Origin of the sequence: Neorhizobium tomejilense, from assembly GCF_964254135.1 — a bacterium.
Classification (GTDB): Bacteria; Pseudomonadota; Alphaproteobacteria; order Rhizobiales; family Rhizobiaceae; genus Neorhizobium; species Neorhizobium tomejilense.
Map to the genome: position 1 here is coordinate 1,011,391 of NZ_CAXUSO020000002.1, position 12,186 is coordinate 1,023,576.

Here is a 12,186-nt window from a genome sequence, read left to right on the forward strand (position 1 = left end):
AGGTCAGGCAGCCGATCATGAAGGAACTTTCGTTAGGCGAGCTGGGACGACGACTTCTCCATCTGATCGTCAGCCTGTTCATCCTGTTGTGCGTCACCTTCGTGATCGGCCGCGTCATGCCGACCGATCCGGTCGGGGCCATTGTCGGCGAACTCGCCGATCCGAAAGCCTACGAGGCCATGCGCGTCAGGCTTGGGCTCGACTTGCCGCTCTACCAGCAATTCTTCGTCTATGTCTGGGGACTGCTGCACGGCGATATGGGCACGGCCATCCTGACCGGCAACGCAGTCACCAAGGACCTGTCCCAGGCTTTCCCGGCGACGCTGGAACTTGCAACGCTCGCGGTGTTGATTTCCACGCTGATCGGCGTTCCCCTCGGCCTGGCAGCCGGCCTTTTCAGGGATAGCGCGATCGACAAGTTCGCCCGCGTCTTCGCCCTGGTCGGACATTCGATCCCGGTCTTCTGGTTCGGTATCGTGGGGTTGGTCATCTTCTATGCCGGCCTCAATCTGGTCGGTGGGCCAGGCCGCGTCGATGTCTTCTACGAAGGCCTGATCGAGCCGACCACAGGGCTGATGCTCGTCGACAGCCTGCTCGAAGGCGAGACCGACATATTCTGGAACGCCCTGTCGCACATCATCCTGCCGGCCTGCATCCTGGCCTATATGGCCATGGCCTATATCACGCGCATGACCCGCGCGTTCACGCTGGAGCAGCTCAATCAGGACTATGTCATCGCCGCACGCGCCAAGGGCGTCGGTCCGGTCCGCACCGTCATCAGCCACGTCCTGCCCAATATCGCCGTTCAGCTGATCACAGTCCTCGCGATCTCCTACGGCAACCTTCTGGAAGGCGCCGTGGTAACGGAGATCGTATTTTCATGGCCGGGCATCGGTCAGTACATGACCAATGCCCTCATGATCGGCGACATGAACGCAATCCTCGCGGCGACCATCATTGTTGGTTTCATCTTCATGTTCCTGAATTTCATCGCAGACATTGCTTACGCGCTTCTTGATCCGCGTACCCGGGAGGCCGCACGATGAGCAATATCGCCCAGGACGACGCCATCATCCGGCCGCCGGCAATCGGCACCAGGATATGGAATTCGACCTCCCGTATTCTGCACAAGCTGGCCGACGAACCGCTTGGCATGATGGGTTTCGTCATCCTCGCCATCCTGGTTGTGGTCGCGATCTTTGCGCCGCTGATCGCACCCTACGATCCCGCGGCCCAGACATTGAGCGACGCGCTGCAGCCTCCGAGCCTCGCGCATCTCGCCGGCACGGACGAATTCGGACGTGATATCTTCAGCCGTCTCGTTCACGGCACGCGCATCACGATCCAGACCGTCCTGTCCGTCTCGGTGATCGTCGGCCCGATCGGTCTGGTGATCGGGGTTGTTGCAGGCTTTTTCGGCGGGCGCACCGATGCCATCCTGATGCGTGCCACCGATATAGTCCTGTCGTTTCCGTCCTTGATCCTGGCGCTCGCCTTCGCCGCGGCTCTCGGGGCAGGTTTGGGAACCGCGATCGTCGCCATTTCGCTGACGGCCTGGCCACCGATCGCCCGGCTCGCACGCGCGGAAGCGCTCGTCGTGCGAAATGCGGATTACGTGGCGGCCGCCCGGCTTTATGGCGCCTCACCCTTGCGCATCCTGTTTCTCTATATCGCTCCGATGTGCATTCCTTCCGTGATCGTGCGGCTGACGCTCAACATGGCAGGCATCATCCTGACGGCGGCTTCCCTCGGCTTCCTCGGCCTCGGCGCGCAGCCGCCGCTGCCGGAATGGGGCGCGATGATTTCCAGCGGACGAAAATTCATGCTCGATTATTGGTGGGTCGCGGTGATGCCCGGCCTCGCCATTCTGTTGACCAGCCTTGCCTTCAACATCGCCGGAGACACGCTTCGCGATCTATTGGACCCGCGCCATGCCAGATCTTGATGAAACGCCCGTCCTCTCCGTTCGCGACCTGAACGTCCGCTTCGGCCGAAACTCCATTCCGGCGGTCTCCAATGTCAGCTTTGACGTGGGACGGGAGCGCATCGGCATCGTTGGCGAATCCGGTTCGGGCAAGTCGACCACCGGCCGCGCCATCATGCGGCTCTTGCCGCAACGCGCCGGCGTGACGGCCGAGCGGATGGATTTCCTCGGCAGCCCGTTGCTGGAAAAGACCGAACGGCAGATGGGAGGCCTTCGCGGCAAAGACATCGCCCTGATCATGCAGGATCCGCGTTATTCGCTGAACCCTGTTCTGACTATCGGAAAGCAGGTTGCCGAGGCTGCAAAGCTGCATCTTGGCGTCGGCGGCAAGGATGCCGTTGCGCGCGCCCGCGACATGCTGGCGAGAGTGCGCATCAACGATCCCGATCGCGTCCTGTCTCTTTACCCGCACCAGATATCCGGCGGCATGGGCCAGCGCGTGATGATTGCGATGATGCTTCTGGCGCGTCCCAAGCTCGTGATCGCCGATGAACCGACGTCCGCGCTCGACGTCAGCGTACGCAAGGACGTTCTGATGCTGCTTGATGAACTGGTGCGGGAGAACAACTCCGGCCTGATCCTCATCAGCCACGACATTCGCATGGTCGCCGCTTTTTGCGAACGCATTCTGGTCATGTATTCCGGCCGCGTCGTCGAAACGCTGAGCAGGCTCGAAGATGCGGCGCATCCCTATACCCGAGGCCTGATAGCCGCGATGCCGGATCCCAAACATCCCGTCAGGCGTCTGAAAGTCCTCGATCGCAAGTCCATCGAAGTGGAGACCAGCCCATGATCAAGGTCGAAAACCTCGATGTCGTCTATGGCTCCAAGGATAAAAGCAATCATGTCGTACGCGGTGTCAGCTTCGCCGTGAGCCGCGGCGAAACGCTCGGCATCGTCGGTGAATCCGGTTGCGGCAAGTCGACGGTGCTGCGCTCGCTTGCCGGCCTCGAGGGCGCATGGACAGGATCGATATCGTTTGACGGCAAACCGGTCGGCAAGCTGCGGACACGCGACGAGTTGAAGCTTGCCCAGATGGTGTTTCAGGACCCGTACGGCTCGCTGCATCCGCGCCACCGCATCGGCACCGCACTCGCCGAACCGATCAGGTCGATGGGCGCGGGCGACGGTTGGACAAGGGTCGCGGAGGCACTGCAACAGGTCGGCTTGCCGGCGCATTTCGCCAGCCGTTTCCCGCATGAACTTTCCGGAGGCCAGCGTCAGCGCGTAGCGATCGCACGCGCGCTGATCCTGTCGCCGCCGATCCTGCTTCTCGACGAGCCGACTTCGGCGCTCGATGTCTCGATCCAGGCGGAGGTACTCAATCTGCTGGCAGACCAGCGGGAGGAGCGCAATCTGACGTTCATTCTCGTCAGTCACGATCTGTCCGTCATCTCCCACATGTGTGATCGGGTCCTCGTCATGCAGAATGGCGTATTTGTCGACGAACTGACTAGGCAGGATTTGCAGGCGGGCGTGACCCACGCGAGCTATTCCCGCGAACTGTTCGACGCCAGCTTTTTGTAGCCCATCCACTCCGGACCGGCGATCTCTCGGACAGGAAGATCGCTCGGCTGGCGACCGGCACCGGCGTGACAAGTTCAGGGTGCCAGGCCTGCGATCCTCCAACCAAAGTGGGGAAACTTCTCGCCGCCTCATACGACATCACGAATCCGGCGTGATCAGCTCAATTGTCGGGAAGTAGGTCCGATAACGGCCGATGTCCCGCGTCAGCAAGGGCAGTTTCCACACGGCTGCCTGCGAACCGATGAAAAAGTCCGGTAACACGCCCGTGCGCGAACCGCCGGCCCCGCGGTATTGCCTGAATACCTTTCCGGCGAGAAACAAGGCCGCGCGCGGCAACGAAGTAAGCTCTAAGCCGGCTTCTTCGATGAAGGCATCAAGTTCTTCGATGCGTTCATAACGAACAGCGAGTTCTGCGTAGATTACCTCGTTGATCAACAACGGCCCTGCGAGGCTGGCAGCTTCCAGCTGCGCTACGGACCAGTCAGCCCAGATCGGATCATTGGTTACAAGATCGAGCAGTACATTTGTGTCAACGAGCGTCACGCTTCGCCACGTGTCATCGCCATGATGGCGTCGGTATCGAGCCCTTTTCCGGCATGGCCACGAAGTCTTTGGAAACGGCTCGCCGGCTGCTTCTTGTCAGCCCTTGTCAGCACAACGCTCCCATCGGCAGCTCGATGGAAATCGACCTTGCTGCCGGGAACGATGCCGAGCAGGTCCCGAACCGCCTTCGGAATCGTGACTTGCCCTTTTGCCGTGACTGTTGTCGTCATTTTCCGTGACCTAGTAATACCGCAGGCCTCAAAGGTATTACCATCGGGCACGAAAATCAACATCACATGGCTTTTCGGCGGCTGGGGCCTGCGACGGATGGACTTCATCGAACCAGATCACCGAGACAACGAGATAGACGAAGGCTTCGAAGTGAACAGTTCTGCGGCCGTATCGGGTGGCGAAGCGGTGCGGGAAAACCATACAAGCCACCAGCGACAGAAAAAGCGCCGGGAAATCCCGGCGCTCTATACTCGAACCTTCGGTATTACCGGGCGCGCATTTGGCCGTCGTAATAGTCACCGCTGTCGATCACCGGAGACGCAGGAATATCGAGACGCCGATCGCGCTTCAGCGGCGGATAGCCATAACGGGTGACCGAGGGGATGCCCAGTGAATCCGCCGTGACCCCCAGATGGTCGCGGTCGCGAGAGGCGCCCTCATAATATTCGCCTTCCTGGGCAAAGGCACTGCCGCCTGCAAAGGTGGATGCCATCAGGGTGGCGAGGATGGTGGAGATGACAGAGTTTTTCATAGTCGTTGTTCCTTGTTTAGCCTGATCGGCTTCTGGTGCGACCCAGCCGATCGATGTCTTGAATGAACTGTTTGGATGCTTGCTTCCGGGGTCTACTGCCGTTCGTCGCCGATAAGCCGGTTGTCGCGACGAGTCGGGGTCCGGACCTGCGCCACGTCAAGCGTGGCATCGGCCTTTGCCTCGGTTTTGGCAGCATCCGCCGGGGCGGCGAACGAGGCCTCGTTTCCCGAAGTCGACCGATGGCCGTCATAGGCCAGGACGTGTCCGGCAAACGAAGCCATGCACGCCGCGGCGACGAGGAAGGCAATCTTCTCTATAGGCACAGTCATTTTTCACTCCATTGTTTGGCGAAACCCGCTTCTGCGGACGTCGTGCTTGATTTTAAGTCTGGCGAGACAGCAGTCGCTGTCATCGATTTCCGAATGACTGGAGGATCTCCTCCCGGCCCGTTGAACGGTGTTGCCGAAGCTCCCGTGAGCTCATCCTTCGGAGACGAAAGCAGGCATGAGGATCTGCCCACCAGCTTGAAGCGTTTGTGAGCGCTCCCCTGCCGACCGGTTGAGTGCTGCCGGGGACGGCCAATGCCAGCCAGCCGGACTGTGTTCTCCACCGTCTTTCGTGATGAGACTTTCTCTCGAACCCGTCATCGCCCCGCCAGCGCGGCGTTAAACTTCCGTAAAAAATTGCGGCGATGAGAAAACAATGGAGAGGGCTCATCAACTATAATTCCGCGCACCACGGAACCAAACAAGATATTATGATAGAATGTCGTAACATATACGAATATTGCAAAACGGCTTTTGTCATTGGGCGCCGCCATGCTCGGAACATACATGACATAAACTCAGGACATTTTCAGTTATACCCGAAGACAACGCCATGATCTCCCGTGATGCCTAAAGGCATCCCGATACCATCTCGTGCAAAATGTGAGGGGGCTTGATAGTGCGATTGTGTCAGGCGGTGCCGCAGAGCCGGATGCTATGGGAAATGAGCCGCTGCAACTGAAATGGAATGCGCGCCGGACCTTGGATCGGAGGCTCTCCCGGCGCGACTAACGGCGCAACCGTGGCCAAAAACCGAAAATTTATCGCAGCATTGCCGTCGTAAAAGTTCAGCTTCCACGACGGAAGTTGTCTGCGCGAGTCTGCTGTTTTCAGGAATCCGTGGGAGACAATTTGGGTTGATGTCGATCCCGTTTTTATGAATATGCGCTTCGCAGGCCGACCGCCCTTGCGGCCTCCCTCCAAAAGCTGCATCCGGCTACGGTCGAGCGGCGAACGGAAGCATGACGATTGGACGTGACCGCTTCAACCGCCATTGGGACTTCTGCGCGTTTGCGGTGCATCACGCCTTCGGCGACGATCTGTTCGCCGGCGCGCGCTATCAGCAGATAAGGGTGTCGGTGATGCGCCAGCTTGCTGATCAGCCGGCGGCGTTTCGCCATCGTTTCCGCCAGTTCCTCCATCTTCGGAACGGTGTGCAGGATATCGCGCGCCAGCCGGGCTGCAGCGCTGTCTTCGAAATGAAACCTAGGCAGCCGCTTGATCTTCCCGACGCTCAATCCTGCGTCTTCGTGAACGGACACGATGTCGTCCAGTCCGTCAGGCATCCACCCCAGGCCGAACGTTTCTTTCTCCTCCTGGCGAAGAGAAGGGGGCGCATCGGCGTCGTAGACATAGTGGCAATCCATCAGGAGGCCGCCGGGCCTCAGGCATCTCGCAACCATTCGGTAGAGATCCAGCGGCCGCTCGAAAAAGGCAGCACTTCCTCCGCAGATGATGACATCTGCCTCCGATATGATGTCCGGGAGCGCGGCAATGTCGACGCAGGAAAATATCGCCGCCGACTCCTCCCGCCGTGCGACCTCTCGCGCGACCTCGATTATCGCCGGATTTTCGTCCACGCCGATCACTTCGGCTTGCGGAAAAGCCCGTGCAACCCTGCGGCTGATCCAGCCGGTGTTGCAGCCGAAGTCGACGATTTTGCGCGAGTCGCTGGGAAAGGCGGCAAGGATCGCCTCCATCATTGTTTCCCCGCCAGGCGGTACGTTCTTCTGTTTCAAAGCCGCGACGATCGAGAAATAGTAGTCCTGGGAGGAGAGGGGCTTCATGGCTGACACACCTTGCAATTGAGGTTCTTGGAAACCGGATGGAGTGAGGCATGGCCCGTGGCCGGATTGAAGAGCCAGTGATGGCCGCGCAATGAACTGCGGTGGGTCAGGCGTTCGACGGCGATCTGCGAAACCGCAAAACAAGCGATCAGGGCATTATCGGCCGGCGATGGCGGCGCTGCGACCCCCATGTTGTCCGATGCCGGCAATGTCGACCAGCAGAAAGGGCAGGCTTCATCCGGCTGCGCCACCAGTGGCCCGGCGACACAAAACGGTCCGATCTGGCCGACATGCAGGTAAGGCGGAGGCTCCGGCGCCGTCGCGTGATATTCCGCCAGGAATTGGCGGGCCAGGGAAACGTCGTCCTCTGCAAGTATCAGGAAAGGTTTACGTGTCCGGGCCAGAGTGAGCCGGGCAGCTTCCGCCCCATCGGCGAACTGGGTCATGATTGCAACCGCGGCGGAAAAGCGGGAGGCGAGATAAGTTGCCAACCGGTCGCTCTTCAATCGACCGGTATCTTCCGCCGCCGCCCAGTGCATCTGTTCTTGGCTGCTCTCTTCGATGCGGTCGCCGTCCACGAGGAAGAAATTGCGAGCCCCGAGCGCTGCAAGCTGGGAGGCGATCTGGGAGCCGAGGCCTCCGCATCCGACAATTATGAAATCCGTGTCGTGAATGACATCGAAGAGATCGGCATGATATTCGAAGGCTCTCATGATCGTCTACCTTGCTTGAACCGGTCGGGAACTGCTGAGAATTCACAGGAACCGCGCCCACCCATCACGCATGCTCCATCACCGTCGAACTTGACGTTCCCGCCAGCCCGACATCCTGGATGGAAAACTCATCGGGAGGCTGCCTGGCGGCTTTGCGGATCACATGGAGCCGGCCATCATACCAGAGGCTCAGGCCATCGCCGCTGCTCTGCAGCATCGGGCGGCCCATTCTTGGGTCGATGGGCTGCTCCCCCCGCAGCAGCACCTGCCCGAGATCCCAGGCCTGACGATCCACGACACACAGGCGCTGGGCATAATAGGCCTTGCGCCGAGCCGGCGGCTCGCACTCCAGAAGCCGGTCGATGAGCGCCAGGATTGCGGCGCCCCAGGATGGAATGACGGCGATGTCCCGGAGATCGAGAAGAACATCGCCGCCCAGACGCTCGATCCCCTCGCGGGCGATATCGATGAGCGGAATTAGGCGGGCAGCATACGCAATGACAAAAGCTGCTTCCCGCGCGCGGTGCTCAGGCGGTGCTCTGAAAGGCAAGCATGCGATGCGGACGGCGCACTCCCAGGGAATGGCGTAGGCCGTATGCACGATGCTTTCGAGCGTCTGTAAACTGTGTGTGTATGGCGATACGTATCGCAGTTCGGCGGGCAGCGATAACGGCGCAGCCGCCGTATACAGCCGCAGCAGGACATGCCCCGCTTCGCGCAGAAGCTCGGCGGCAGTCGCCGGATAGTCTTCGGCGTCCAGCTTTTCCTGCGACAGGACCACGATGGCACTCCCCGGCAGGTCGCCGGAGCTGGAGAACGAGCTTATCGCGCCGCGTCGGGTGCCGATATAAAGTGTGTGAAGCCCTGCAGTCAGCCGTTGATAGCCACCGGGATCGACGGTCGAAATCAATTCGATTGCCTTGGTGAGATGATCGTCGATTCGGTCCAGGTCGTGGTCGCTCATCTGGGCCTGCTCGAAGCCGGGATCGGCCGGCCGGCAATGAGCGATGCGCTTGCGCATGGTGCGGCTCGCTTCCAGACTGTCGATCAGGACGAGACCGATACCACAGGCGAGCCGGCGGGCGGGACGGCGCTCGAGAGCAAGGTCCTCTGCCACGAGATCAGGCTGCAGGCTGTGGTCTACAACTTCAGAACTGGCGCCGTCGACGTAGCTTTCCAGCCCGCGCTGAAGCTCATCCATCCAAGCCGCCAGTGCGGGAGACCGGTAAGGGTCGCTTCGCACGGGCAGGAATGCGGTGGTGGGCAGGAACGCGTCGGCATCATGATATCCGCCATCAGCAAGACCTGGGAAATAACGGGCCAGCGCCTCGACCCTTTCACCGCAACCCGGCAGCTCGGAAGCGGCGGCAAGAATTCGGGCATAACGGGGTCGCTGTTTCAGCATGTTGCCCGTTGCAGCCGCATTGACGAAACCGGACTTTGAAAAGAGCGGATTGCGCTGGAGCAAGGCTCTCGCCTGATCCGCCAACGGCTCGATCTGATAAGCAGACATCTTAAGCTCTCCTCACCCCGGACGCTTCGAACCTCATCATGAGGCGCGCCACTTCAGGGAAGATTAGTTGCCGCCAGAACCGGCCGTACCGACGGCCCTCCGGCTTGAAACCACGATCTCGTCTAGTCTTCCGTTGAGAGGAGCTTCTTGTGGACCCGTCATCGGCACGCCAGCACCGCGTTAAACTTCCGTGAAAAGGAAGCTTAACCGACAAAAAAGCCCCCTTTTTTAGGGGGCTTCAATCCTGGTGACCTTTGCCGAGAATCGGTCTTACGGAGACAACACGGCGGCGATGGCTGCCGGGACATCGGGCAGGCCAAACCCGAAGAAATAGCTCATATCGAGAGCATCTTCGCCATCCGCATTCATGCAGTCGGCGGTCAGTGCGCGTATTCCGGGTGCGACCATCGCATCCAGCCGGGCCGTGGACTGGAGGATTGACTTGACCGAAGGGCCGGAGAGCCGTGCATCGCCACCGTTCTTCTGGGTCTTATGGGCCCGCTGGATCAAGGCGCATATGCCCCCTACCTGGGCGGAGGCTCCCGACGTGCCCCCGAACGTGGTGTAGTAACCTCCACCAATGCCGGGATTGGCTGCGGATGGCACCATGGACGACCACGGATCCGCGCCCCGGTCGTAACCGAATGCGCCGGGAAGGTCGGTCGTCAGCAGCGAAAAGTGAGAATACCTGTATTCCCGCAACCCGAATGCCTCATGGTCATGTTGGGCGGCGAAAGGGGACAGGCGGTCGACGCGCAACTGATGACGATTGAAGACTTCGCCGTCATCGGATGGCGAGACGACCGTAAGTCCTTCTCCGTAATTGCTGTATCCGGAGCGGTAACCCTCGACCGTGACCGCGCCAACGGCGATTATCCCATTGTCATCGGCAGCCAGATTGGCCGGATAGATCAACTGACTTTCGCCGCTGTTTCCCGCGGCGCAAACGATTGGAATATGATAGCTGATGGCGACGATGAGCTGCTTGAGGATATGCCACGCTCTATCGGGGTTTGATCCCTTTTGCGGGGCTTTTGGCTCCAGCTCGGCGCCCCCCTGTTCGGCTAACGATATACGGGCGAACAGATCGGCAGCGATTTGATTTTTCCAGCGTTCGAGATCGGCCTTCAATTCGTTCTTCGGAATAACCCGACTGCGCTTCGGGTCCGGCAAGCCGCGTGGCAGGACGATCACATCGACGCGCTGATGATAGGCGTAGAGGAACGCGGCGATGAACTGCAGGACATCGTCCTCGAAAGAGGTCCTGATCGAGATCACCCGGGAGAAGGGATCGACACCGAAATAGGGAAGAACGTTGCGATTGGCGCTCGGGCATGGCGTGCCGCCAGCGCCGGAGAATACGTCCTCGGGGAGAGCCGAGGGACCTCCGTCCTGCGTCGCCACGGCCGGTTCTCCGGCAATCAGGCCGGCACAGCAGGTGCCATGGGAAGCAAAAAGTGACTCCGGGTGGAACAGCCGTCGCACGACGCCCTGGGAGGCCGCATATTCTGCGACGATGTCGTCGAGATATTCCCGATCATCGTTGGATAGGCCGAGATTTCCCAACGGCGCGATATCAAGTCCGGCGAAGAACGCCTGTTTTTCTTCACGGTCGAAGGATGTGGTCGCATCGAGGATTTCGGCGACGCGCGAACCGTAGCGGTGGCTCGTAAGGTCGATCGAGGCTTCACGATCAAGCCGGGTCGCCAAATTCGGATGATCGGGTGCTATCCCGACATCGATCAGCGCCACGCGGGCGGGATGGATAAGACCGGCAGCCGCGATCGTATCCCAGACACTTCCCCCGATCTCCGGGTCGGGGACCGGACGCGCCGCAGTCTCGTTCTCGGACGGCGGTACGAACGGCGGCGAACCGTAGTCGGCATCGATGACGCCCAACGCCGTCAGATGCCAGAGGTAATAGTAGTTCATCGGCGCGGCCTGCGGCGCTTCCATGTCGGCGGACGTCATGATCTTCGTTCTCCCCAAAGAATAAAATCGGCCTCAAACCCATTCGTCGTGGACCGCCTGAAAAAGCGGCCCGAACGCATCATGGAGGTATGGAGCGAAACGCCGCGCCAGGTCCCGGCCAGCTTGCGTATCACTCGGATAATGCAGTCCGGCCCATTCGCGATTTTCAGCGACGTTCTGCGCGATGCGGGCGAGTTCGTCCGTTGCCGGATGTTCGGGCAGGATCGTCGAGAAAGCGAATACAATCGAAAAGCACTGGAAGGCATGGTTGCTGGGGTAGGATTCGTGCACCGGTACGGGCAGAAGCGGCCGCAACAGGGATTCGAACTGGTTTGGCCGGAGCCTGTTGAACTGGCTCTTGTAGAGAAGACCGACATATTCGCACGCGGTCAAGATCGCCTGAAACAAGCCCTCGGTCTGTTCGTACCCGCCGATGTCCTCGATATACAAGGCGCGGGTAAATTCCGACACGGAAATGGTCGCTTCAGCCTGGATGTCGGGCAATCGCCGCGCCCGCTCACGATCGCGCCGCTGCATGGACAGCAACACCGCCGCTTCCAGACGCGTGTAATCCGGACCGGGTGGTGGCGGGATGTCGAGCATTTCCCAGGTAAAGCGCCGCGCGGCCGTGAACGCGTTGCGCGACGGCTGCTGGTGCAATCGGCGCAATTCGAACGCCGGGATGAGTTGCGATACGCCGAGGCTCGCGCCATCCATCGTCGACTTGTTTTTGTTCTTATTCTTATTTTTGTTCTTATTCTTGTTCTTGTTCAGCGTGGCCTTGTTGAGAACCGACTTGTTGGCGACGCCCTTGTTGAGGACCGAGGCAGCTGCCGCCATTGTCGCCATCATCAGCGGAGGCTCGTCTATGGATAGGTCCTCCTCGGGCATATGGGCCGGCGCAGGTGGAACGGGGGAAGACGGCTCCACCGTCTCGGGGATGGCCTCGACCGGCCTCGGTTCGCAAGGGAGAACCGTATCCGGCTCAACCCTAAATTTATAAGAATTCAAAAAATCTACAATCTTTGATTGTTCTTCCAAATTTGCTTCCCCTACCAT

Annotated in this window: 13 protein-coding genes; 4 read left to right on the forward strand and 9 right to left on the reverse strand. The window is 60.0% G+C overall.

Features of this window, described 5'->3' with window-relative positions; translation table 11 throughout:
- The first annotated feature begins 17 nt into the window (after positions 1-17).
- From ACSQ3G_RS27515 to ACSQ3G_RS27530, 4 genes are read left to right on the forward strand one after another with little or no spacing between them, the layout of a single operon-like run.
- On the forward strand, positions 18-1,046 hold the full coding sequence (locus ACSQ3G_RS27515) for an ABC transporter permease (RefSeq protein ID WP_436112517.1): 1,029 nt from the start codon (positions 18-20) through the stop codon (positions 1,044-1,046).
- Positions 1,043-1,945, forward strand: a complete 903-nt coding sequence (locus tag ACSQ3G_RS27520; RefSeq protein ID WP_436112518.1) for an ABC transporter permease — start codon at positions 1,043-1,045, stop codon at positions 1,943-1,945. Before ACSQ3G_RS27515 ends, ACSQ3G_RS27520 begins: the two co-directional genes overlap by 4 nt.
- A complete protein-coding gene (locus ACSQ3G_RS27525) occupies positions 1,932-2,777 on the forward strand; it encodes an ABC transporter ATP-binding protein (protein ID WP_436112519.1) in 846 nt (281 codons plus the stop codon). The genes ACSQ3G_RS27520 and ACSQ3G_RS27525 overlap by 14 nt, the downstream gene beginning before the upstream one ends.
- A complete protein-coding gene (locus ACSQ3G_RS27530) occupies positions 2,774-3,511 on the forward strand; it encodes an ABC transporter ATP-binding protein (protein WP_436112520.1) in 738 nt (245 codons plus the stop codon). Before ACSQ3G_RS27525 ends, ACSQ3G_RS27530 begins: the two co-directional genes overlap by 4 nt.
- Positions 3,512-3,649: 138 nt before the next feature.
- Here the strand turns inward: ACSQ3G_RS27530 and ACSQ3G_RS27535 are convergent, their stop codons facing one another.
- The 9 genes from ACSQ3G_RS27535 to ACSQ3G_RS27575 all read right to left on the reverse strand — a co-directional run bounded on the left by ACSQ3G_RS27535 (position 3,650) and on the right by ACSQ3G_RS27575 (position 12,186).
- A complete protein-coding gene (locus tag ACSQ3G_RS27535) occupies positions 3,650-4,054 on the reverse strand; it encodes a type II toxin-antitoxin system VapC family toxin (protein WP_345926804.1) in 405 nt (134 codons plus the stop codon).
- Positions 4,051-4,284: an AbrB/MazE/SpoVT family DNA-binding domain-containing protein gene (locus ACSQ3G_RS27540; RefSeq protein WP_436113209.1), complete on the reverse strand. Its 234-nt coding sequence runs from the start codon at positions 4,282-4,284 to the stop codon at positions 4,051-4,053. The genes ACSQ3G_RS27535 and ACSQ3G_RS27540 overlap by 4 nt, the downstream gene beginning before the upstream one ends.
- A 266-nt stretch (positions 4,285-4,550) precedes the next feature.
- On the reverse strand, positions 4,551-4,817 hold the full coding sequence (locus ACSQ3G_RS27545) for a hypothetical protein (protein WP_105436819.1): 267 nt from the start codon (positions 4,815-4,817) through the stop codon (positions 4,551-4,553).
- A gap of 92 nt (positions 4,818-4,909) precedes the next feature.
- A complete protein-coding gene (locus tag ACSQ3G_RS27550) occupies positions 4,910-5,146 on the reverse strand; it encodes a hypothetical protein (protein WP_436112521.1) in 237 nt (78 codons plus the stop codon).
- An 872-nt stretch (positions 5,147-6,018) separates the two neighbouring features.
- Positions 6,019-6,930 (reverse strand): class I SAM-dependent methyltransferase, encoded by a 912-nt coding sequence (locus ACSQ3G_RS27555; protein WP_436112522.1) that lies wholly within the window; start codon positions 6,928-6,930, stop codon positions 6,019-6,021.
- Positions 6,927-7,643, reverse strand: a complete 717-nt coding sequence (locus ACSQ3G_RS27560) for a ThiF family adenylyltransferase (protein ID WP_436112523.1) — start codon at positions 7,641-7,643, stop codon at positions 6,927-6,929. Before ACSQ3G_RS27560 ends, ACSQ3G_RS27555 begins: the two co-directional genes overlap by 4 nt.
- Before the next feature lie 64 nt (positions 7,644-7,707).
- Entirely contained in the window at positions 7,708-9,156 is a 1,449-nt protein-coding gene (locus ACSQ3G_RS27565) for an aKG-HExxH-type peptide beta-hydroxylase (protein ID WP_436112524.1), read from the reverse strand.
- A 270-nt stretch (positions 9,157-9,426) separates the two neighbouring features.
- Positions 9,427-11,127: a S8 family serine peptidase gene (locus ACSQ3G_RS27570; RefSeq protein ID WP_436112525.1), complete on the reverse strand. Its 1,701-nt coding sequence runs from the start codon at positions 11,125-11,127 to the stop codon at positions 9,427-9,429.
- A 33-nt stretch (positions 11,128-11,160) separates the two neighbouring features.
- Positions 11,161-12,186, reverse strand: a complete 1,026-nt coding sequence (locus tag ACSQ3G_RS27575) for a phosphatase PAP2 family protein (protein WP_436112526.1) — start codon at positions 12,184-12,186, stop codon at positions 11,161-11,163.